At 31.3% G+C, this 23,079-nt stretch carries 20 protein-coding genes and 1 pseudogene; 4 read left to right on the top strand and 17 right to left on the bottom strand.

Annotated features, from left to right (window positions below):
- Positions 1-20 precede the first annotated feature (20 nt).
- From EBB51_RS05875 to cax, 9 genes and pseudogenes are all read right to left on the bottom strand, one after another.
- Positions 21-1,274: a sugar ABC transporter substrate-binding protein gene (locus tag EBB51_RS05875; RefSeq protein WP_123054992.1), complete on the bottom strand. Its 1,254-nt coding sequence runs from the start codon at positions 1,272-1,274 to the stop codon at positions 21-23.
- A 34-nt stretch (positions 1,275-1,308) separates the two neighbouring features.
- Positions 1,309-2,175: an acyltransferase domain-containing protein gene (locus EBB51_RS05870; RefSeq protein ID WP_123053611.1), complete on the bottom strand. Its 867-nt coding sequence runs from the start codon at positions 2,173-2,175 to the stop codon at positions 1,309-1,311.
- 149 nt (positions 2,176-2,324) lie between these two features.
- A pseudogene (locus tag EBB51_RS05865) lies at positions 2,325-2,779 on the bottom strand (aminotransferase class III-fold pyridoxal phosphate-dependent enzyme).
- Positions 2,780-3,150: 371 nt separating this feature from the next.
- A complete protein-coding gene (locus tag EBB51_RS05855; protein ID WP_123053610.1) occupies positions 3,151-4,515 on the bottom strand; it encodes a SpoVR family protein in 1,365 nt (454 codons plus the stop codon).
- Between the two features lie 16 nt (positions 4,516-4,531).
- Positions 4,532-5,755, bottom strand: coding sequence for a sporulation protein YhbH (gene yhbH, locus EBB51_RS05850; protein WP_123053609.1), 1,224 nt, complete (start codon positions 5,753-5,755; stop codon positions 4,532-4,534).
- Between the two features lie 4 nt (positions 5,756-5,759).
- A complete protein-coding gene (locus EBB51_RS05845) occupies positions 5,760-7,682 on the bottom strand; it encodes a PrkA family serine protein kinase (RefSeq protein ID WP_123053608.1) in 1,923 nt (640 codons plus the stop codon).
- 207 nt (positions 7,683-7,889) lie between these two features.
- Positions 7,890-11,654, bottom strand: a complete 3,765-nt coding sequence (locus EBB51_RS05840) for a phosphoribosylformylglycinamidine synthase (protein ID WP_123053607.1) — start codon at positions 11,652-11,654, stop codon at positions 7,890-7,892.
- A 176-nt stretch (positions 11,655-11,830) separates the two neighbouring features.
- A complete protein-coding gene (locus tag EBB51_RS05835; RefSeq protein ID WP_123053606.1) occupies positions 11,831-12,034 on the bottom strand; it encodes a cold-shock protein in 204 nt (67 codons plus the stop codon).
- Between the two features lie 118 nt (positions 12,035-12,152).
- Positions 12,153-13,193: a calcium/proton exchanger gene (gene cax / locus EBB51_RS05830; RefSeq protein WP_123053605.1), complete on the bottom strand. Its 1,041-nt coding sequence runs from the start codon at positions 13,191-13,193 to the stop codon at positions 12,153-12,155.
- 161 nt (positions 13,194-13,354) lie between these two features.
- Here cax and EBB51_RS05825 point away from each other — a divergent pair, with 161 nt between their 5' ends.
- Together EBB51_RS05825 and EBB51_RS05820 are read left to right on the top strand one after the other, a co-directional pair.
- The gene (locus EBB51_RS05825) at positions 13,355-13,738 is read left to right on the top strand and encodes a NusG domain II-containing protein (protein ID WP_123053604.1); all 384 of its coding nucleotides are present in this window, start codon (positions 13,355-13,357) and stop codon (positions 13,736-13,738) included.
- 55 nt (positions 13,739-13,793) lie between these two features.
- Positions 13,794-14,291, top strand: a complete 498-nt coding sequence (locus EBB51_RS05820; RefSeq protein WP_123053603.1) for a Gx transporter family protein — start codon at positions 13,794-13,796, stop codon at positions 14,289-14,291.
- An 81-nt stretch (positions 14,292-14,372) separates the two neighbouring features.
- Here EBB51_RS05820 and rnfB read toward each other — a convergent pair whose 3' ends face one another.
- From rnfB to EBB51_RS05780, 8 genes are all read right to left on the bottom strand, one after another.
- Entirely contained in the window at positions 14,373-15,242 is an 870-nt protein-coding gene (rnfB, locus tag EBB51_RS05815; RefSeq protein ID WP_123053602.1) for an RnfABCDGE type electron transport complex subunit B, read from the bottom strand.
- A 33-nt stretch (positions 15,243-15,275) separates the two neighbouring features.
- Positions 15,276-15,854: an RnfABCDGE type electron transport complex subunit A gene (locus tag EBB51_RS05810; RefSeq protein ID WP_123053601.1), complete on the bottom strand. Its 579-nt coding sequence runs from the start codon at positions 15,852-15,854 to the stop codon at positions 15,276-15,278.
- A complete protein-coding gene (gene rsxE, locus EBB51_RS05805; protein WP_123053600.1) occupies positions 15,854-16,486 on the bottom strand; it encodes an electron transport complex subunit RsxE in 633 nt (210 codons plus the stop codon). The genes EBB51_RS05810 and rsxE overlap by 1 nt, the downstream gene beginning before the upstream one ends.
- Before the next feature lie 2 nt (positions 16,487-16,488).
- A complete protein-coding gene (locus EBB51_RS05800) occupies positions 16,489-17,046 on the bottom strand; it encodes an FMN-binding protein (RefSeq protein WP_123053599.1) in 558 nt (185 codons plus the stop codon).
- A gap of 5 nt (positions 17,047-17,051) precedes the next feature.
- Entirely contained in the window at positions 17,052-18,047 is a 996-nt protein-coding gene (locus EBB51_RS05795; RefSeq protein ID WP_123053598.1) for an RnfABCDGE type electron transport complex subunit D, read from the bottom strand.
- 12 nt (positions 18,048-18,059) lie between these two features.
- Positions 18,060-19,415: an electron transport complex subunit RsxC gene (rsxC, locus tag EBB51_RS05790; RefSeq protein WP_123053597.1), complete on the bottom strand. Its 1,356-nt coding sequence runs from the start codon at positions 19,413-19,415 to the stop codon at positions 18,060-18,062.
- Between the two features lie 42 nt (positions 19,416-19,457).
- Positions 19,458-19,886 (bottom strand): SoxR reducing system RseC family protein, encoded by a 429-nt coding sequence (locus EBB51_RS05785; protein ID WP_123053596.1) that lies wholly within the window; start codon positions 19,884-19,886, stop codon positions 19,458-19,460.
- 733 nt (positions 19,887-20,619) lie between these two features.
- Entirely contained in the window at positions 20,620-21,756 is a 1,137-nt protein-coding gene (locus EBB51_RS05780) for a D-alanyl-D-alanine carboxypeptidase family protein (protein ID WP_123053595.1), read from the bottom strand.
- A 145-nt stretch (positions 21,757-21,901) separates the two neighbouring features.
- Between EBB51_RS05780 and EBB51_RS05775 the strand changes: the two genes are divergently transcribed.
- Positions 21,902-22,378 (top strand): DUF2953 domain-containing protein, encoded by a 477-nt coding sequence (locus EBB51_RS05775; protein ID WP_123053594.1) that lies wholly within the window; start codon positions 21,902-21,904, stop codon positions 22,376-22,378.
- A 77-nt stretch (positions 22,379-22,455) separates the two neighbouring features.
- Entirely contained in the window at positions 22,456-22,917 is a 462-nt protein-coding gene (ytfJ, locus tag EBB51_RS05770; protein ID WP_123053593.1) for a GerW family sporulation protein, read from the top strand.
- Positions 22,918-23,079 lie beyond the last annotated feature (162 nt).

Here is a 23,079-nt window from a genome sequence, read left to right as displayed (position 1 = left end):
TCTTTATTGTTAGTATTTACCTATTTAGCCAACTTAGTTATTTTTGCATTCATTTCATCAAAGGCTTGCTCTGGAGTTAATTGTCCGAGTGCCATTTTGTTAACTGCATTATATATAGCTGAGCTCATTTCTGAATAATATTTTGGCACACCATTTGGGAATGGAGATTTAATAAGCTTTGAAGTTTCAAGCATTGCCCCAGTATTCTTCATCTTACCGCTGTCAATTAAATCCTTTAAAACAGAGGTTCTTGTTGGAATAGAACTATTTGTATCATATAGTTTAGCTTGAGAAGTCTTGGAAGTATACCACTTCACAAAAATTTCAGCTGCTTCCTTATTTTGTGAATACTTGTTCACACCAATACCTTCAACTAATGCCATTGTTTGTGCTGCTTTTCCTGTTCCTCCTGGAGGTAATATTGGCATTATTTTCCCAACTACCTTAGATTGCTTTGCATCATTAACCCTACTTACAAAATTAGTAGGTCCAACCATAAATGCTGCTTCTCCATTAGTAAGCTCCCTATAGGTATCAATATCCTTAGATGTAGTGTTTACTGGATTTATTAATCCTTTTTTAATCATATTATCAGTAAATTGTAAAGATTTCATTACATTTTCTTTATTTAAAGTATTGTCATCATTAAATACTTTGCCATCTCTTAAGTATGTCATCCAGATCAAGGATGTAGCTGTTCCTTCTCCTGCAGTAAGAGGTAAAGTATAAGGATTTTTTAATAAACCTTTATCCTTTATAACTTTCATTTGCTCAGCAACTTCATCCCAAGTCTTTGGTTCAGTAAGACCTGCTTTTTGATAAATATCTGTATTATAATATCCGATGCGGAAATCATTAGCATATGGTACTGCTAGGACTTTGCCACCAACAGTAAAAGATGATATACTTGGAATATCATTAACGTCCTCTTTTGCTAAATTTACTGGTTCTAACCAACCAGCACTTGAAAACTCACCAATCCATGACCAATCCACTTCCATAACGTCAGCCGCTGCCTTTTTTCCATTCGCAGCTACAGAAACCTTATTTCGAATATCATCCCAAGAAACAGTATCTACATTTACTTTGATGCCTGTCTCCTTTGTAAACTCATTTAACATGTCATTTGAAGGTACTCCCCACTCTGGAATCATAAATGTGATTTCAGAACTCTTTGAGGATTTTTTTGCCTCTTGAACATTACTTTTTCCACAAGCTGTCATAAATATGGAAAGTGTAAGTATCGAAACGATTATTAAATTTCTTTTCTTCATTTTAGCTCCTCCTATTTTTATCAATATATTATAATTAATGCTTGTTCTTTCTCCATATAATACCACATCCTACACCCAAATGTTTTAAATTATTTAGTGCATTCTTTTGTAGACTCGTTTCTTGAGGATAATCTTTCTTCTTTCTATATCTTTTTCCAAATATATACTTTATAGCCATATCATTTGTATTACTTTCGCCTATAAGCTCAAATCTTCTCGCGAAACCCAAAATACTACTAGATGAAGTCAACAGCCGCTGATTTCCTGAATACAACATCCATGAGTTGCAAGTGTATGCTAAAAAATTATGCTCAGGAAAGTATTTTGTAAAAAAGCCCTCTGCTCTCTTAAAAGATTCATCTACTGCCTCTTTTGACAAATCCACTTCTCTACGAATGTGAACGTTTAAAATTGGCATGCCTTCATGAAGCTTTTTCGAGATTCCATCAAAATATACGAGACCTTTCCATGTCAAATACTCCATTTGTCCTATTTCAAACTGCAAAGAACCCAGCTTGAAAATATTTAATTCATAAATATGTTTTAACCACATTATATCTTCATCTGATAATCCCAGTTTACCATACTGTTTTAGATACATCCTTTGACGAAGCGTTACATCTGATAAGGTATCAAACAAAACATCTTCAGGTAATCCTTTTTCATAATATGTATTCCTCAAAGCTACCATCTTATATATCAATATCATAAGTCTAGTATGAGGTTTTATTTTTCTTATTGGGTACTCATCATTCTCTCTAATATAAGCCTTGTTGGAAGCTTTAGAAATAAAACAATAATGAGTAGAGATATATTTCAATGCATCAATTTTCGCCTCTTCATCAAAATCTAATCGGAATAATAATTCCGCTAGTTTGTCAATAAACATCTGTCGCTCCATGCTTTTCACCTTCTTACAAAATGCCTAAACATTATACAGGCATTTAATATTATAACAATTTAAAAAAGCCAATTCAAATCGAAAAATTAAATACGCAGTCACTTTATTATTTTATTTTCAAATATACATTTATTTACTTTATTCTTTGTTTATGTACTTTTAGCATCTACTTTTTCTATAATTCTATCATCTATTAGTTCATTTAAAGCAGCTAAGCTAACAGCAAAAGCTAATGGATTTCCTCCGAAAGTACTTCCATGATCCCCTGGTACAAGCACAGAAGCTTTTTCATTAGTCATAACTGCTCCTATAGGAAATCCCCGCCTAACCCTTTTGCCATGCAAACTACATCAGGAACTACTCCAAATTTTTGATATGCAAAAAGAGTACCAAGTTTACCTACACTACATTGTATTTCATCAAATATAAGGAGTGCATCATACTTTTCGCATAGCTCCCTAGCTGCTTGTAAATACTCAATAGTGGCAGCATTTATTCCACATTCTCCCTGTATCGGCTCTATTACTACAGCACACACCTTCCCATTTATTTTAGCTTTTAATTCCTTTATATTATTAAACTTAGCACTTTTTACTTCACCTATAAGTGGCTTAAAATCTTCCTGGTATTTTGGCTGACCTGTTACAGCTAATGCCCCATAGTCCTTCCATGAACTGAACTATGATCACTTAAAGAACTTTGTAAAAATAGTAGATTTCATGCCTGAAACAAAATGAGTTAAAGGTTCTAATATGTGTCATATAGGTTTAAGGCTTGATTTAAGAACTAATCGAAGAATTGTTGGTTCAGCAATAGATAATCTTATGAAAGGTGCAGCAAGTCAAGCTGTTCAAAATATGATTTAATGTTTAATTTGGATGAAAACAAATGCATCAATTTTCCATCCATGGCACTATAAATTTGTTTTAAGGATATATCTCTAAATTTCAGAAATATATCCTTTCTTGATCAAAGTTACGTATAAATCACCTTATTTTCATCGCATATTATTTTTATCTTTTTTCCATCTAAATATGTTTCTAAAACAACTTTGTGTTTCCATAAGTCTACAATATACTTAAGTGTTTCTACTGTATACTCAAGTTGCAGCTCTCTTCCATCAAAAGCATGCTGTAATGTGAGCGTTTTATCTAATCTTGAACAATCTGTAATTCTTATATATGGAATAGTTCCAGTACCACAAGAGTTACTTAAAACATCCCTTATTTCCTTCCATCCACTTTCATCAGAAACTTCTTTTATCACATATTTTTTATCCTTTTCAATATACTTAAACAAATTTAATTTTTCACATAACTCTTTTGTAAAATACCTTCTAATGAAAGAGGAATCTCTCTCCATTGACCTAACTTCAAATATTTTCTCAAGTCCATATTTTTGATTTAAATCCTTATACATCTCAAATCCCAAGAAATAAGGATTTATGCTTCCTTGAAGCGGTACAATTACATCATTATGCCTTTTTATAAACTCTATATATAAATCAGGCGGCAAGTCTAACTTTTTCAATATATTGTAATGCCAAAAACTTGCCCAACCTTCATTCATTATTTTAGTTTCAATCTGCGGAATAAAATACATTGTTTCCTTCCTGACTATGTCAACTATATTCTTCTGCCATTCACTGAGTTCACCGTACTTTGATATAAAACCTAGAATATCTTCAACTGGTTCCTGGGGAATCTTTTCAACATCAGGGGGATCTTTTTCTTTTGTAGGAATTATTGTGCTGTGGTATACATTTTCACTTTTGTAATCTTCAATTTTTCTTTTTCTTATCTCCTCATCACTTAAATATTTAAATCCTACAGCTCTGTTAGTTTGGAATTTTAAAGCATGAGCTGCATTTAGCACTTTTTCAACTTCTATATAACCTATACTGGGATCATTTATATATGATCTCACAATATCTGCATGATTTTTAAACATTTCAACTGTATACTTTGCATTTGTAGCAGTCTTAAATAATCTATTGTTTTTAAAAAAATCATTATGCCCATATACATGAGCTATGGTGAGTATTTGAAGTAACATGGTATTATCTTTCATTAAATAAGCTATACATGGATTAGAGTTTATAACCATTTCATAAGGTAATCCAGTTAGATTATAACTGTAAAGTGTCTTAAGTCTTTCATATCCTTTTCCAAAGCTCCAATGAGGGTACATAGAAGGCATTCCTAGATATACTTCATAGGCAAGCATATCATTGTAATTTATGATTTCAAACTCTTGAGGATAGTAATCAAGCCCAGAGTCTTTTGCTATTTCTTCAATCTTTTCATTCCAGTATTCAAGTTCTTTTAAAGTATACTCCAAGTTACTAAACCTCCTATCATTCTATATCATTTTTTGTATCTACTGTAAGCATCTTCTTTAAAGCATTCCACATATCTTCTTTCTTTTTTATGGATACTGGTACAAAGTTTTTTCTTTGTACTTCACTTAAATACCTCTTTTTTATAGCACTTATATACCCATATGACATTATCTCAGCATATCCAAATAAATTACATACATCACAAAGTTTATTTGCAGATTTTACTGCTCTATTGTTGTCTTCACTCCAATTATCACCATCGCTCACATGAAACGCATATATATTCCATATACCTGGATTGTATTTTTCATCTATTATTTCAAGTGCTTTATTGTATCCACTTGATATATATGTTCCACCCGATTCAACTTTATGGAAAAACTCATTTTCCGTAACTACTTTTGCAACTGTTGAATGTGCAATAAATACTATTTCAACATTTGAGTATTTCATTTTAACAAAATGATACAGCATAAAGTAAAAGGACCTTGCTAAATACTTCTTATTTGGATCCATAGAAGCAGATGTATCCATAATGCAAATTACAACTGCATTATATTCCTTTTTCTTTACAGGTTTGACTCTATAATATCTCAAATCGTCATCTTTAAATGGAAATCTACCTATTAATTTTCCATCTTCTAATCTATATCTATCTTTAACTTCGTCATTTATCTTATCTGAATTTTGATTTTGTAAAAGTGCACGCTTCATTCCCTGTTTTCTTTTTAACTTTTCAACTACTGTTCTTTTTTTGGCAAGCCTAGGTGGTATACCTTTTTTCTGATATCCACATTTTTTCTTGGATGATTCAAATACAATTTCAGAAAATTTCTTTTTATTTAAATTAGGAAGATTCAAATCATCAAATATATACTCTATTATATCTTCAATTGTAACTTCAGTTTCATATATATCTTCGCCTTCTTCATTTCCAGCTCCACTTTTGCCCTTTTTATTTCCGTCCCTTGATATACCTATTACATCGCCCCTTTTTTCTGAGCCATTTCCACTGCCAACTTCAGGAACATTTCTTCCATACATAAACCTATATTCTTTGAGTCCCTTAATTGGAATCTTTATTTTTTTATTTTTATTTGTTTGTCCAACTATACTTTCTTCAGATAATATGTCAACTAAATTTTTCTTTATTGAATCATCTACTAGTTCTCTATTCCTTCTCCTATCTTCAACTGCCCTATCATGATCTATCGGACTAAATTCCCTAAATACAGCCATACTATCAATCCTTCCATAAGTTGTTAGCCGCATATTTAAGTATTACATCGCAGCAGTGATCACAATATCCATTTTTCTTCATTTCCTCAACCATCGAATTATACTTTTCATCCTGTTCTTTATCCCTAACTTTTGACTTTGTAATAATACGTGACATTTCCCTTACAGATGAAGTAATCTTTTTCTCAATGGCTTCTTTTAGTGGTTCATATGATGTATACTCTAGTTTTTCTCCTTTTCTCATCATATAAAACATATATGACGTTACATCTGATCTAAATCCTTTAGCTGAACTTTCTGATATCCCTATTTGCTCCTCGATTGATCTCATAAAGTTTTCATCTGGTTCTAATTGTTCTCCAGTTGAATTATCCTTAATTTTAGTCTTATTTACATAAGCTTCTGAATGATCCAAATAGTTATTAAATAAGCTTTCTGCTTGTTCTCTAAAACTTTGTATAAAGGCTTTAGTAATTTCTTTCTCTAATATCTTGTTATACTCTTTTCTTATAGTATCTTGTACAAATGCCAGGTACTTTTTCTTCAAATCATCAGCTGCGTCCAGATCACGTATTGACTTTATTATGCTGTCCATAACACTTAAAGGATTTATACAGTCAAACTCGGAGTTTGAAAGGGCATTATCTATTGATTTTATTATAAATCTTGTGGATATTCCATCCATACCTTCTCTACTTCCTGCTTCTTCTCTAAGTTCCGTTATATCTATTCTCTTTGTAGTACCTTTTTCAACTATTTCTTCTCCATTATATATCTTCAATTTTGTAAGTTGATCCACCTTATTTGAAGGCTTAAGTCTTGTTAAAATAGCAAACATGGCAGCAACTTCAATAGTATGAGGTGATATGTGTGCTTTAAAGTTACTCTTACTTAATATCTTTTTATATATCTTAATTTCTTCATTTAATTCAAGACAATACGGCACTTCAACTTTTACTATTCTATCTAATACTGCTTCATTTGTATGATCTGACTTAAATTTATCCCATTCAGCTTCGTTTGAATGTGCAATTATGACTCCATCAAAATATATCATAGAGCCTTTACCTGGGGATGGTATTGATTTTTCTTGAGTTGCAGTTATTATAGTATGAAGATATTCAACATCATTTTTAAATACTTCTATAAATTCAACTATTCCTCTATTTCCTATATTAAAAGCACCATTTAATGAAAATATTCTAGGATCATCTTCTGGATATAAATCCATTTTAGATATGTCAACAGATCCTACTAAGACGGAGGTATCTTGATTATTTGGATCAACTGGAGGTACAACTCCTATGCCCTTTCTAGATCTTATGGAAAATTCCGTTTTAGCTACAGGAAACTTTTCATATTCTCCACCAAATTCCTCCTTTAATCTATACCTGCATTTTGGACATAAATCTCCCTCAATTTTTACATTTAACTTTTCTTGAAATTCATGTCTTAAATGTTTAGGTATAAGGTGAAGCGGCTCTTCTCTCATAGGACAGCCTTCTAGACTAAATATTGGTTCACTTTCTTCAAGAGCTCTTTTTATTGATTCAACTATAGATGATTTTCCTGATCCAACTGGACCAACTAGATAAAGTACTTGTCTTGATTCTTCTCCCTCCATAGCTGCTGAATAGAAATAATTGGCTATCTTCATCAAAACTTTATCAATTCCAAAAAAATCATTTTTAAAAAAGCCATAACTTTTTATAGTTTCATTTCCATATATTTTTCTTACTCTAAGATTTTCCTCAGGTTTTAAAACTTCTACACCTTTGCTCGATATAATGTCGTAAATTCTTTTGTGAGCAAGACCTGCAATATTAGGATTTTTTTTTACCAATTCTAAGTAATCTAAAAATGTACCTACAAATTTACTTTTTTTCCTTTTTTCTCTATCTCTTTTTATTAACTCCTCAAAGTCCATTTTATAACCTCCATAAAGTAATATTGCTGATTTAAAATCATACCTATCAATAATCTTTGTAGTATTTATATTAATTTTTTGTACATTTTAGAACAAACTTATATTTGACATGCAAAAAGGACTAGTACTAAATACTAGTCCCCAAATGTTATAATATGAGTAAAAAGTTACACTTATATTATTTACATTTACTCAAATAAATATACTTTATTTAAAATAATTCACCCCAGCTTCAAACAATTTTTGATCTTTTAATCCTGGAATATTTTTAAGCACATTGTCCCCTTTTCTTTCTGAATGTCCCATTTTACCTAATATCCTGCCATCAGGACTTGTTATGCCTTCAACAGCATATACCGATCCATTAGGATTAAACCTTATATCATATGATGCATTTCCATTAAAGTCAACATACTGAGTGGCTATTTGACCATTTTTTATAAGCTTATTTAAAACTTCTTCGCTAGCTGCAAATCTTCCTTCACCATGAGATACTGCAATAGAATGTATATCTCCAACATTTACATTACTAAACCAAGGTGATAAATTTGATACTATCTTAGTATTTATTACATGAGATACATGCCTTCCAATTTTATTATAAGTAAGAGTTGGACACGTTTCATCAATATCTCTTATTTCTCCAAATGGTACGAGTCCTAGTTTTATAAGTGCCTGAAATCCATTGCATATTCCAATCATGAGTCCATCTCTATTATTTAAAAGCTCCATTACAGCATCTTTAATCTTATGATTTCTAAATACCGCGGCTATGAACTTACCAGATCCATCTGGTTCATCTCCTGCACTAAATCCACCGGGAAGCATTATTATCTGGGATTTTGATATATAATCTGCCATACAATCTACAGACTTTTCTATATCTCGTGCTGTCAAGTTTTTAAAGACCATTGTCTGTACATTTGCACCTGCTTTTTCAAATGCTTTTGCCGAATCATATTCGCAGTTTGTCCCAGGAAATACTGGAATAAATACATTTGGTTTTGCAATCTTTATTAATGGCAGCTTAACCTTTTCAGTTTTAAACTCTACATTTTCTATTTTTTCTTTTATAACTTCTATCTTAGTTGGGAATACAGCTTCTAATGGAGCTTCCCATGCTCTATATAATTCTTCTATGTCAAGTTTTTCATTCTCTACAAATATGCTCTTTTCCTCTACAGTTTCCCCAATAACACGATACTTATCGGAATGTAAATAGTCGTCTATAGTTACATCACTATTAACTTCTATTATTAAAGCTCCATATTGAGGTATAAATAACTCTTCTTTATTTAAGTTTTTAGAAATTTTTGCACCTATTCTATTTCCAAAACTCATCTTGCTTACAGCTTCACAAATGCCGCCTGCTTTTATTGTACTAGCTGATAATATCACCTTATCATTTACCATTTTCTTTACTGAAGCCATATTTTTTTTAAATACTTCAAAATCGGGCAGATTATACTCATCTTTAACTAGCGGTACTAAAATTATTTTACTTCCTGCTTTTTTAAATTCAGCTGATATTACATTATTGACATCAACTACATTAATTGCAAATGATACTAGTGTTGGAGGTACATCCATATCTTTAAAAGTACCAGACATACTATCTTTTCCGCCTATAGCAGCAATCTCCAGCCTTCTTTGTGCATACAATGCTCCAAGTAATGCTGCAAATGGTTTTCCCCATCTTTCAGAATCTTTTCCAAGCTTTTCAAAGTACTCCTGGAAAGTAAGTCTTATCTTACTTATATCTCCACCGCAAACAGCAATCTTAGCAGCTGATTCTACTACTGCATAGATAGCACCATAGAAAGGACTCCACTTGCTTATGTTTGGATCAAAGCCATAAGTCATTATAGTTCCAGTAGTTGTTTCCCCATTTAAAACTGGAAGTTTTGCAGCCATACCTTCTTCTGGAGTATCTTGATACTTTCCTCCAAAAGGCATTGTTACAGTTGATGCACCTATAGTACTATCAAATCTCTCTATAAGTCCTTTTTGACTGCATACATTTAAATTTTTAAGAGTACTTACCCATTTAACTTTTACATCTTCTACACTATCTAAGTTTTTAAAGTAACTATTACTTTCTTCTGGTGATTTAACTATTATATCTGTTTTTTGAGTAACTCCATTAGTATTTAAGAAATCCCTGCTTAAATCTACAATTGCATTGTCATTCCAAAACATTCTAAGTCTATTATTGGATGTAACTTTTGCAACTTTAACTGCTTCAAGATTTTCTTTTCTTGCATATTCTATGAACTTTTCTCCATCTTCCTTTGCAGTAACTACAGCCATACGTTCCTGTGATTCAGATATTGCAAGCTCTGTGCCGTCAAGTCCTTCATATTTTTTAGGTACTAAATCTAAATCTATGTCCAATCCATCTGTAAGTTCTCCTATTGCTACAGATACACCTCCTGCGCCAAAATCATTACACCTTTTTATTAAAGTTGTTACCTTTTTATCTCTAAAAAGTCTTTGAATTTTTCTTTCAGTTGGAGGATTACCCTTTTGAACTTCTGCTCCACAGCTTAATAGTGAATTTTCAGTATGTTTTTTAGAAGATCCAGTTGCTCCACCGCAGCCATCTCTACCAGTTCTGCCTCCCAAAAGTATTATTACATCACCTTCTTGAGGTTCTTTTCTCACAACATTTTCATATGGTGCAGCTCCGAGGACAGCACCTATTTCCATTCTCTTTGCTGCATATCCATCGTCATATATTTCAGTAATTTGACCCGCAGCAAGTCCTATTTGATTTCCATATGAACTATATCCATTTGCTGCTCCTATAGTAAGTTTCTTTTGAGGGAGTTTCCCTTCTAATGTATTTTCAATTGGTGTTCTAGGATCCCCACTTCCTGTAACTCTCATAGCTTGATATACATATGCTCTTCCTGATAGAGGATCTCTTATAGCACCTCCAAGGCAAGTTGCAGCTCCTCCAAAAGGTTCTATTTCAGTTGGATGATTGTGTGTTTCATTTTTAAACATTACCAGCCATTTTTCAAGCTTTCCATTGACATTAGCATCTACAACTATACTACATGCATTTATTTCATCTGATTCATCTAGATCTTTTAATTTACCAGCTTTTTTAAGTTCTTTTGCTGCTATTGTGGCTATATCCATTAGAGACTTTGCCTTTTTTTTATCCTTATAAAGTCCTTCTCTAATATCTAAATATTCACTATAAGCTTTTTTAAGTGGATCATTATATCTACCATCTTCTATACTTACATCATTTAATTCAGTCATAAAAGTAGTATGTCTGCAGTGATCGGACCAATAAGTATCTATAACCTTTATTTCTGTAATAGTAGGATTTCTTTTTTCGGTATCACTAAAATATACTTGACAAAACTTTAAATCTTCAAAACTCATAGCAAGACCTTGATTTTGCATAAAATCTTTTAGTTCGCTGTCATTCATATTTATAAAATTATCTAATGTTTTAACTTTCTCTGGTACTTCAATTGACATTCTTAGGCTTTCAGGTTTAGTAAGAGATGCTTCCCTAGAATCAACAAGATTTATGCAGTAACTTTTAATTTTCTCTAACTCTTCTTCTGATATATTTCCGCTTAATATATATAACTTTGCAGATGAAATATCCGGTTTTTTACCTTCAGTAAGTATTTGAACACATTGGGATGCAGAATCTGCCCTTTGATCATATTGTCCCGGCAAATATTCTACTGCAAAAACCTTATCATTTTTATCAATATCCATTTTCTCTTCGTAAACCATATCAACTGTCTTTTCTGAGAAAATAGTACTTATTGATTTTTTATATTCATTGTCACTTACGCCTTCAATATCGTAGCGATTTACAATTCTAATATTTTGTACACTAGAAATATTTAAGCTCTCTTTTAAATCACTCAATAAATTTTGAGTTTCTACGTCAAAGCCTCTTTTTTTCTCTACAAATATTCTTCTAACAGAATTCATCATACTTATTTCTCCTTACTCTCTAATTTCCGAACATTTTTATGATAACTTACAATATAGTTCGTATTTATTATATCATACTTATGACTTTTTAGAAATATTTAAATGCTGTTCAATTAAAAAATTTTAGGCAAAAAATAAATCCTTTTAAATTAAAAGGATTTATTTTTATGTAGATCTTATAATTTTTTTACATTTGAAGCTTGAGGACCTTTAGGAGTATCAACTACATCATAAGAAACTCTTTGACCTTCATCCAAGTTTCTTCTACTTCCTTCTCCTGCTATTGATGAATAATGAACAAAAACGTCACTTCCATCTTCCCCAGATATGAATCCATATCCTTTTTCATCATTAAACCATTTTACTGTACCATTTAACATTTACATAAAACCTCCAAAATCTTTACGCTGTAGACAATTATAGTTTAATTATCTACAGCATGAATTATATTCATTATTATATGCATAATTGTTCTTTTAATACATTTACTTTACATTTCTATATCAAAAATGAAACTGCTATTATAAGATACACGGCTATGAGTTGAACTCCTTCTAACCAATTGGACTCGCCGTCACTAGCTGCACGATTTACTATAAGTGCAGACGCTATTAATGCTGCAAGTTCAAATTCATTTAAGATTATGCTCATAGGTGTAAATAACAAACTTAAGAAAACTAATACAGGTGCCACAAACAATATTATTTGTAAACTTGATCCTATGGCTATTTCTATGGACAAGTCCATTTTATTCTTAATTGCCATTACAGCGGCAGTACTATGTTCTGCTGCATTGCCTATAATAGGAATTATTATTATTCCAATAAATGTTTCACTGATCTTTAGTGTTTTAGCCATTGAATCCACTGAACCAACTAATATTTCACTCTCTAGTGCAACAATAATAGTGCTTATTAAAAGTACTGTAAGTGCCTTCCTTAAACTCCACTTTTCATCCTTCTCTTCTTCATATTCTAAAACATACAAATCCTTATGGGTATAAAAAGAAAAATATAAACTCAATAAATATATAAAAAACATAATACCAGCTACTACTAAACTCAACCACTCATATTTATATGTAAGCAATTTCTTATTTATAGTATGTGTAAATAAAGCCGGTATACAAAGACCTATAACTGCAAATAATAACATACTTGAAGAAACTTCAGTCGTTTTCTTATTAAATTTTTGTATTTTATACTTAGCACCTCCAAGAAGCATACTAAATCCAAGCACTAATAGAATATTTCCTATAACAGATCCAACTATAGAAGCCTTTACAACATCAATTAAGCCTCTTTTTAATGCAAAAAAAGAAATTATAAGTTCTGTAGCATTTCCAAAAGCAGCATTTAAAAATCCGCCCATTTTAGGCCCTGAATACACAGATATTTGTTCTGTAGCTTCTCCCATTAATCCTGCTAATGGTATAATAGCTAAACATGAAAAAATAAAATTTAGCACTGAATTTATTTTAAGCATTTCAGAAATTATACTAATAGGTATAAAAATCAAAAAAAACTTTAAAATTTTCACGCTTTGTCCTCCTCTTATAATAATAAATATTTATTATCCTCTTGCCTAAAATTCTCGATATATATAGACTTATCTTATGGTAAAATATTATGTGTGTTAAAAGTTTTTTATAATTGCATTTCATAATAAAAAATTCTAACTAAGAAAGAAGGTTATCAAAAATGAAAAAAGGTGATAAAATCGTAATACTTATAGTATTATCTTTGATTTTAATAAGTTCTATAGGCGTATTTGGATATAAACAATATGTAAAGGGTTCCCACCATATAGCTATTATAAAACAAAATGGCAAGGTAATTAAAAGTATAGATTTAGATACTGTTAAGGGAACGAATCAACTTAAAGTATCATATGACAAAAATAACTATAATGTAATAGAATATGAAAAAGGGAGGATAAGGTTCTTAGATGCAAATTGTCCTGATAAAATTTGTGTTAAAACAGGTTGGATATCAGATGCCGGTCAAACAGCTGCATGCTTACCACATAAACTCATAATCAAAATAAACGGCAAGAATTCAAAAGTTGATCAAATATCAGGATAATTCAACAGCATTTTAGCTTAAAATTTATAATTTTAAATTTTAATAGAGGTGTAGTATGAATAAAACAAAAAAAATGGTTCTAATGAGTTTACTTACTGGAATTGCATTAGCAATATACATAGTGGAATCACAGATCCCAGTTATCTTTCCTGGAATTAAACTTGGACTTGCAAATATAGTTTCTCTTGCCGCATTAATCACATTAGGTTGGAAAGAAGCACTTATTATTATGTTTTTAAGAACTATATTGGGCTCAATGCTTACAGGAAATATGTCGTCTTTTATGTTTAGCATAGCTGGAGGAATTTTAAGTAATGTAGTCATGATATTGATGTATAGATATTTTAAAAATTCTGTAAGTCTATGGACTATAAGCATAACCGGTGCCATATTTCATAATATAGGTCAATTACTTGTGGCTGCTATTATAATAAAAGATTTTAGAATATATGTATATCTTCCTGTACTTTTAATCTCTGGTATCGTTACAGGATATTTCATTGGAATTTGCAGCAATATGCTGGTTAAGCACCTAAATAAACTTTCAATATAGTTTTTATAAAAAATACGTCCATGTAGATAACCCACATGGACGTATTTTATTTATAATAACTATTTCAATATTTATTATATATTAGTTTTTATCCGAAGTGTTAGCAGCAATTTCTTGCTTTGTCTTAGCTTGTATTCCTAAATCTCCAATTATAGATTGAATAGCCTTTGTTGGACACTTAGCTAAGCATGCAGCTTCACTGCATTTTTCAATACAAACATGAGTGTCAACTACAGCTAAGTTATTTTCAACTTTGATTGCTCCATGTTCACAATTTCTTGCACAAAGTCCGCAGCCTAAACATCCAGCTTTACAAGCTTTACGAACAACAGCACCTTTATCATGTGAATTACATTCAACACATACATGTGCTTTTGTTGGTAACAAACTTATAACTTTCTTAGGACAAACCGATTCACATTTTCCGCAGCCTGTACATTTTTTTGTATCAACTACTGGTAACCCATTTGTTCCAAGACTCAATGCTCCAAATGGACAATTATTAACACAAGTTCCAAGTCCAATACATCCATACTGACACTCTTTTGGACCACCTTGTAATAAGTTTGCTGCAACACAATCTTTTATACCTTCATATTTATATTTTCTAACAGCATTATCAAGATTTCCGCCGCATCTAACATGTGCATATCTTGGTTCAACTTTTGCTGCTGTCTTGCCAGTTAATTTTGCTACAGCTCTTGCTACAGGCTCTTTACCTGGAACACATAAGTTTGGTGGTACATCTTCATTTAAAACTACTGCTTCAGCATAAGCTTTACATCCAGCATATCCACATCCACCACATTGTCCTTTGGGAAGTTCATCCTCAACTAATTCGATTAATGGATTTACTTCCATAGCAAATTTTTTATCTGTTAAAGCTAAAACAAGACCAAAAACTATACCTATACCAGTCATTACAACTACAACCATTATTGCAGTATTCATAATTACTCCTCAGCTCCTTTCTATTCTATAACCTTATACTACCTTCATACCTGAAAAACCAAGGAATGATAAGGCTAACATACCTGCTAGAATAAACGCAACACCAAGGCCTTGTAATGGCTTAGGTACATCTGCCAAATTCAGTTTTTCTCTCAGACTCGCCATTAAAGTTATTGCTAAAGCAAATCCTAAACCAGAAGCAATTGCATTAACTAAACTTTCTAAGAAATTATAGTCATTTTGAACATTCAAAAGTGGTACTGAAAGAACTATGCAGTTTGTAGCGATTAATAGTAAGTATATACCCCACATATTGTATAAAGCAGGTGCCTGTTTCTTAATTATCAACTCCAAGAGTTGTACAAAACTTGCTATCAACAATACAAATACAATTGTCTTTAAGAATTCCAAATGGAACGGTACTAATACAAAATTATAAATAACCCACGCAAGTGCCGAACTCATTGTTAAAACTGAAGTAACTGCCATACCCATACCAACTGATGCATCAAAACTCTTAGAAACACCAAAGAATATACAAAGTCCTAAGAATTTAGTTAAAACATAGTTGTTTATAAGTACTGAACTTATGAAAATACCTAAGTATGTCATTATGCTTCACCTCTCTCTGCTTTACGCTCTTGTGCCTTCTCATTTATAACTTTAAACATTGCAACTAAAAATCCTATTAATATAAAAGCTCCTGGTGCTAAAATCATTAATAAAATAGGTTGATATGAAGCTGGAAGTACACGGATTCCACATAAAGTACCTGCTCCAATTACTTCACGAATTACACTTATTAAAAGCATAGCAAGACAAAAGCCACTTCCCATACCTAATCCATCAAAGAAAGAAGGAATTACCTTATTCTTCGAAGCAAATGTCTCTGCACGTGCTAAGATTATGGCAAAAACAACTACCAAGTCTAAGTATATTCCAAGTGCACTATACAATGCTGGAGAAACCGCCTGCAATATCAATTCAACAAGTGTAACAATAGTTGCTATAGATGTGATATATACAGGTACACGAACTTTAGGATTTACTATATTTCTTATCAGAGATACAACAGTATTATTAGCAGTTATAACAAATAAAACTGACAAACCCATAGTTAAAGCGGTTTGAACTGAACCAGTTACAGCTAATGAAGGACAAAGACTCAATGCCAGCACAAATATTGGGTTTTCAGCAATTAGACCTTTTTTATATATACTCCATAAACTATCTTTTTTCTCCATGCTTACTTACCTCCCTTAAGTTGATTAACGTCATCTACAGCTTCTTTGACACCCTTAGTTACAGCTTTTGAAGTAATTGTAGCTCCTGTCATAGCTTGAATTTTAGTCGTAGTTGGCTCTTTAACTACTTCTAGATCACCTGAAGCCTTTCCTTTAAATCGACTTCTAAAAGAGTCCTTACTTGCATTTGCTCCAAGTCCCGGTGTCTCATTAGCTTCAGTAATATCATAATCTATAACCTTACCCTGAGCATCAACTGCAACCAGCATCTTAACTGGTCCGCCATAACCAACTGGTGCTTCCGGAACTATATAAGCCATAGTTTTACCACCTTTTTGTGCTGCATACCAATCAGTTTTTCCTGGAACAGCATTAAAAGAATCCGCACCTGCAACTAATTTTTGCATTTTTTGTTGTGTAGCTTGTTTACTTTTTTGTACCGCTATTGGATGAGTAAAATAATATGCAGCTCCAAGAATAGCTCCTGATACAAAGCAAGTTATAGCCAAATTCATTGCTATCTGAAGAATACTATATTTCTTTTGAACATTTTCAGCCATCTAAATTACCCCCTCTTCGCCCCAAATTTTACTGGAGGCATAAAACGATCAATTAAAGGTGTAACAGCATTCATAAGTAAGATAGAATAACAAACACCTTCTGGATAACCGCCTTTCAACCTAATTAACGCAGTAATAAGACCAGCACCAAAAGCAAAAACAATTTGTCCCTTTAGAGTAATAGGTGTAGTAACCATATCAGTAGCCATAAAGAATGCTCCTAATACTAATCCACCTGCCATCATATTAAATATAGGATCTCCACTAAATAATCCTGATGTTCCTCCAAATATCCAAGTTATAATACCTACAGTTGCAATCATTGTAACTGGTACTTGCCAGTGTATATATCCTTTATAAATTAAATAAATTCCTCCAAGGACAAGTAAAATTGTTGAAGTTTCACCAAGACTGCCATTACGGAATCCCAAAAACATTGATTTATATAATTCTGATCTACTTCCAAAAGTTTCTATAAGCTTTTGATATCCTTGTAATTTTAAAATTCCTAATGGTGTAGCAGATGTTACAGCATTGACACTAGTAGTCATATGTGTCCATGTAGTCATTGCAACTGGCCATGAAGCTAAAACAGCTGCTCTTCCTATATGAGCTGGGTTAAAAATATTATATCCAAGTCCGCCCATAGCATGTTTAGCTATAGCTATAGCCATAAATGAACCAAAAGCTGTCATATACCAAGGTATATTTGGCGGCAAGCACATAGCTAATAATAATCCTGTTAAAAATGCACTTCCATCATTAATAGTTATAGGTTTTTTTCTTACTTTCTCAATAATATACTCTACAAGCACTGCAGATATAATACCTGAAAGCATTGTTCCAAAAGCTGGCAAACCAAAATGAAATACAGCAAAGATTGCTGCTGGTGCTAATGCCAGATTAACATTCCACATGATTTTTGAAATTGATTCATCTGAGCGAACATGTGGTGATGCAGAAACTGTAAACGTATTTTGTTTCAATTGTACTTCAGCCATTTAAGTCACCTCCTATTTTACTGCAGCTTCAGCTTTGGCTTTAGCTGCTTTGGCTTTAGCTGCTTTAGCTGCGTTTTGAGCCTTACAATATTTTATATATTGTACAATGTTACGTTTAGCAGGACATATATAAACACAACTTCCACATTCTACACAATCTAATAGATTGTACTTTTCTTTAGCATCTTCATACATATTACGTTCACCAAGCTGACTAAGCATACTTGGATTTAAATGCATAGGACATACTCTTACACATCGTCCACAAGAAATACATGGTGATTGTTTACCAGAGTTAACATCACTCTTACCTAATACTAATATTCCAGATGTTCCTTTAATTACAGGTATATTTAAGTTTGATTCAGCCATTCCCATCATAGGACCACCGCTGATAAGCTTTTCAGGTGTTTCTTTTAGTCCTCCACAATATTCAATAGCTTGACCAAAAGTAGTACCAATTCTAAGAAGAAGATTCTTAGGTTCGTTTACAACTTTTCCACTTATAGTTGTAACTCTTTGAATTAAAGGAATTCCCTTTGTTACTGCATCGTTAATAGCTACAACAGTACCAACATTTTGAACAACTACACCAACATCTGCTGGTAAACCACCTGATGGAACTTCTCTGTCAACTAAAGCTTTAATAAGCATTTTTTCAGCACCTTGTGGGTACTTAGTTGGTAATCCAACAACTTCTATTCCTGATCCTTCAAATACTTTTTGCATAGTACTTATTGCCTTAGGTTTATTATCCTCAATACCAACATATCCTTTAGTAACTCCAAGTACTTTCATTACTATCTTGATACCAGTAAGTATAAGATCTGGATGCTCTATCATCATTCTGTAGTCTGCTGTCAAATATGGTTCACACTCAGCTGCATTTAGAATAAATGTGTCAACTTTCTTATCCTTAGGCGGGGTAAGTTTAACATGAGTTGGAAATGTAGCTCCACCCATTCCAACAATGCCGCCTTCTTTAATCAAGTTCTTCAATTCATCTGCAGTTAGCTTTTCCCAATCCCTTTCTACAGGAATTCCTTCTACCCACTCATCTAAGCCATCATTTTCAATAACAATAGCTTGGCACTTTCCAAAGCCTGGATGTGGATATTCTCCAACATCAACTACTGTACCTGATACAGATGCATGGATATTGGCAGAAACAAATGCATCGCTTTTAGCAATAAGTTGTCCTTTTTTAACCTTATCACCTTTTTTTACCAAAGGCGAACACGGTGCACCAATATGTTGTCTAACAGGAATTACAACTTTATTTGGCAGAGGTGCAACTTCAATCGGTTTATCAGCTGTGTAGCCTTTCTGATCGTTAGGATGCACTCCTCCGCGAAAACTTCTCAACATTTTTCTCAACACCTCGCTAGATTAAATTTTTTAGCAAAATTTTTAAGATAAAATACGCGTTATAACAGGCTGCATATTTTGATCCTTATAAGCAGCTTTGTCAAAAACTTTTACGTATATAATTGATATTATAAAAGCTATTATTCCACCTCCTATTTGAAACGCCTTCATTGATTGAGAATGTCCTATATAACCAGACAACCACCCTCCAATCACAGCACCTAAAAATGCTGCAACAAGAGGTAATATATATACAACAAAAGCTGCTTTTAACATATTAACTTGCTTTATTTCAAAAACCACATGCTGTCCTGGCTTAGCCCCTATTGGATTTCTAGCACTAACAATCATAGCATCTGCTCCAGGACATAATCCACAGTTCTTACAATCTCCATGTCTGCTAGCTTTAACTTTTACCATGTCTTTGTCTATTTCCTCGATTACTATACCTTGATTTTCTTCGCTGCTCATACTTTTCCCCCTATTTAACAAAATCATGTCCCAAAATTACATTTTAAATTAAAGAATTTAAAATAATTCTTACTGTATTAACTAAATAACTTATCTGTACTAGTGCTTTAAATAACCATTTTCCTAAATCATTCATGTATTTTAAACATTGTTTTTCTATTTTGTATTTCTATTCAATTATAAAACCTTTTATTATTATTTGCAAATTTAAAATTTATTTACAAACACTTTTTTGTTTAGTTTCTTTCTTAAATTATACATGTTAAAAACTTAATTACAATAGGCTTTTAAAAACGATTACTTGATTAGATTATGGATTAGCTTCAATATAATTCCTCAAACCAATTTTAAGTATAAATTGATTATAAATGCTGCATTACGGAAACATATATCCATAAATCGATTTAAAAATATATATTAATTTAATGTGTATTTTTTAACAATCAAATTTTATTAAAAAACATATCTTTATTAATTACAATACCTATATAACTTAAAATTTACGCTGTATTTGAGGATAGTGTTAATTTTAAAATATTATCCTTAGACTTCATTCCATTGATGTTGGCTGTGTTTAAGAAAAATGTTGAAATCAACATTTTTCTTAAACACAGCCAACATTTAAAGTTCACATATAGGATATACCTTTATTTTGAAAATATCAACCATAATTTACATAATTCTTTGACCTATGATTTATTAATATTTTTCTATGCATTACAATTGTATCAATTTATAAATGATAACTTACAAGGTTAAATATTTTAGGTAATCTTATCTTATTTATCTTATAATCATTACCTGCTTTTAAGAAATTATTATATACCAATTTGCCATCACAGTACACTTTAAGGGTTCCCAGTTTATCACCTGCTTTTATTGAAGATTTTATTTTTTGTGGTTTTAAAACCTCTATATTATACTTACATCCTTTTTTTACAGGTATGATTACATCCTCACTGCATTTTAATTTTATTATTTTGTTTTTTAAATTTATTTCTGCAGCAATATCATCTTTAGAAAATATTTTCTTAAATTCATAATTTTTTACTATATAATTATAAATTTTTTCTGTTTCTTTCCATCTTGGAGTGCAGTTTAAAACGACTATTACAACATCACTATCCTGTACTTTAGCAGATGTAACTAGACACTTACCTGCTTTTCCTGTATACCCAGTTTTAACTCCATTTGCATCTTTAATCTGCCATAATATTTTATTTATATTATGATAATTTCTTGTGAATCCACAGTCTTTAGCATTTACATCTTTAGAACTTACAATTTCATTAAATAAATTATTATCTTTAGCCTTAGATGTAATTACTGCTAGATCATATGCCGTTGTGTAATGATCATCATGATCCAAACCATGTGGTGTATGGAAATGAGTATTCATGACTCCTATTTCTCCTGCATATTCGTTCATAACTTTAACAAATTCTTCTACACTTCCACTTATACCTTCAGCAATAGCAATAGAAGCATCATTTCCTGATCTTAACATTAATCCATATAACAATTCCTTAATTGAAACTTCTTCACCTTTTTTATACCCTACTGTGGACCCATGCATGTTTGAAGCTCTTTGTGATATTGTTACTTTTTTATCCAAGTTGCCATATTTTAATGCCACTAAAGCTGTCATTATTTTAGTAGTACTGGCCATCGGTACAGTCATATATGCATTTTTCTCATAGAGTACAGCTTTTGACTTACTATCTATTGCTATTGCATACTTAGCATTTACATATATTTCATTATTTTCATTGTTCTTATTATTAGATTCCATACATTTTGCTGGACTTGAAATAACAACTAAAATGATAACTAAGATGATACAATCTACAATTTTATATATTCTTTTCATTGTGCATTTTCTCCTCTATAATAAAGATCTTTATAGTTAGTTTCTCAATAAATTTTTTAAATAAACCTTAAATTTATTCCTTAAAGTTATATAAATTCCGATATTGGTTATAATTATTAACGTACAAAGTTGGAGGATTATACACATGTTGATTTTCGTGCTCATATTAATCATAATACTTTTTCTATTCATAATTCCTGTACCTGTAAAGTTAAAAATACTATATAGAAATGGTAAGTTTAACATGTACATATACAATGTAGAAGTATTCGAAAAACTATTAAAAAATCAAAAAAAAGAAGAGAAAAAGGTTAGAAAAAGTTATTTAGAAAACTTATCTTCCATTTTATCATCCCTAAAAAACAATAAATTAAAACCAGTTATAAAATTAAATATAAACTTTATATTTGGTTTTGATGATGCAGCTTATACTGCAATAGTTTATGGAGTACTATGTTCATCATATTCGGCACTTAGAAAATTACTAAATATAGTATTTAAAATAAAAAAATTTCATGTAAATATAACTCCAAATTTAAATAAATCTATTTGTGATTTAGAGTTAAATAGTATAATTTCTATAAGTTTAGTTAAAATTATTTATATGAAATTTATAATATAGATAATGTAAGTTTATTTAAATTACTCGGTTAATGTAAAATTTTATTTGAATAATATAATTAGTGGAGGGATTTATATATGGAAAGTCATCCTATTGAAAATTTAATGAAAACTACCATGGAAAATCTTAAAGACATGATAGATGTAAATACCATTGTAGGAGATGCTGTAGAATCCAAGGATGGATCTCTTATAATTCCAATATCTAGAGTTTCATTTGGTTTTGCTTCTGGTGGAAGTGAATTTAATTGTCAAAACAGCGAAAATTCCAATTCAGATTATCCATTTGGCGGAGGTTCTGGTGCTGGTGTTACTGTAAAACCAGTTGCATTTTTAGTTATAAAAGACGATTCAATAAAACTACTTTCACTTGATCAAAAAAATACTTATGATAAACTCATAGATAGTGTTCCTCAAGTCATGGATTTTATAAAAAGCATGTGCAGTAAAGAAAAAGGTGAAAAATCTGAAAGCAAACATAAAAAAGATACTGATAAGGATACTAAATCTAAAGATGATAATAATGAAGAGTATGAATAAAAAACAGAGAACATAAAAACATAGGATATAGGACAATTTACAGAGAAGGAGGATTTTTCTCCGCTGCGCTTACGAAAAATCTTTAATTAAATTTTTGATAACTCGTTTCGCTAAAGCGAAACATTGTGTAACCATAAGAACATACTAGATTTGTATAAATCA

Source organism: Clostridium sp. JN-1, assembly GCF_003718715.1.
Taxonomy (GTDB): domain Bacteria; phylum Bacillota; class Clostridia; order Clostridiales; family Clostridiaceae; genus Clostridium_AV.
The sequence above is the reverse complement of the archived record's forward strand: the minus strand, read 5'-3'. Positions and strand labels throughout refer to the sequence as shown.

Excerpts from the sequence above, each read along its gene's own strand:
- ytfJ (WP_123053593.1), top strand. The coding sequence starts at position 22,456 with ATGGAAAGTCATCCTATTGAAAATTTAATGAAAACTACCATGGAAAAT.
- rsxE (WP_123053600.1), bottom strand. The coding sequence starts at position 16,486 with ATGGAGAAAAAAGATAGTTTATGGAGTATATATAAAAAAGGTCTAATT.
- rsxC (WP_123053597.1), bottom strand. The coding sequence starts at position 19,415 with ATGTTGAGAAGTTTTCGCGGAGGAGTGCATCCTAACGATCAGAAAGGC.
- EBB51_RS05835 (WP_123053606.1), bottom strand. The coding sequence starts at position 12,034 with ATGTTAAATGGTACAGTAAAATGGTTTAATGATGAAAAAGGATATGGA.
- EBB51_RS05825 (WP_123053604.1), top strand. The coding sequence starts at position 13,355 with ATGAAAAAAGGTGATAAAATCGTAATACTTATAGTATTATCTTTGATT.
- rnfB (WP_123053602.1), bottom strand. The coding sequence starts at position 15,242 with ATGAATACTGCAATAATGGTTGTAGTTGTAATGACTGGTATAGGTATA.
- EBB51_RS05840 (WP_123053607.1), bottom strand. The coding sequence starts at position 11,654 with ATGATGAATTCTGTTAGAAGAATATTTGTAGAGAAAAAAAGAGGCTTT.
- EBB51_RS05775 (WP_123053594.1), top strand. The coding sequence starts at position 21,902 with ATGTTGATTTTCGTGCTCATATTAATCATAATACTTTTTCTATTCATA.
- EBB51_RS05800 (WP_123053599.1), bottom strand. The coding sequence starts at position 17,046 with ATGGCTGAAAATGTTCAAAAGAAATATAGTATTCTTCAGATAGCAATG.
- EBB51_RS05780 (WP_123053595.1), bottom strand. The coding sequence starts at position 21,756 with ATGAAAAGAATATATAAAATTGTAGATTGTATCATCTTAGTTATCATT.
- EBB51_RS05820 (WP_123053603.1), top strand. The coding sequence starts at position 13,794 with ATGAATAAAACAAAAAAAATGGTTCTAATGAGTTTACTTACTGGAATT.
- EBB51_RS05785 (WP_123053596.1), bottom strand. The coding sequence starts at position 19,886 with ATGAGCAGCGAAGAAAATCAAGGTATAGTAATCGAGGAAATAGACAAA.
- EBB51_RS05810 (WP_123053601.1), bottom strand. The coding sequence starts at position 15,854 with ATGACATACTTAGGTATTTTCATAAGTTCAGTACTTATAAACAACTAT.
- yhbH (WP_123053609.1), bottom strand. The coding sequence starts at position 5,755 with ATGGCTGTATTTAGGGAATTTAGTCCGATAGATCATGATAGGGCAGTT.
- EBB51_RS05870 (WP_123053611.1), bottom strand. The coding sequence starts at position 2,175 with ATGGAGCGACAGATGTTTATTGACAAACTAGCGGAATTATTATTCCGA.
- EBB51_RS05875 (WP_123054992.1), bottom strand. The coding sequence starts at position 1,274 with ATGAAGAAAAGAAATTTAATAATCGTTTCGATACTTACACTTTCCATA.
- EBB51_RS05845 (WP_123053608.1), bottom strand. The coding sequence starts at position 7,682 with ATGGACTTTGAGGAGTTAATAAAAAGAGATAGAGAAAAAAGGAAAAAA.
- EBB51_RS05795 (WP_123053598.1), bottom strand. The coding sequence starts at position 18,047 with ATGGCTGAAGTACAATTGAAACAAAATACGTTTACAGTTTCTGCATCA.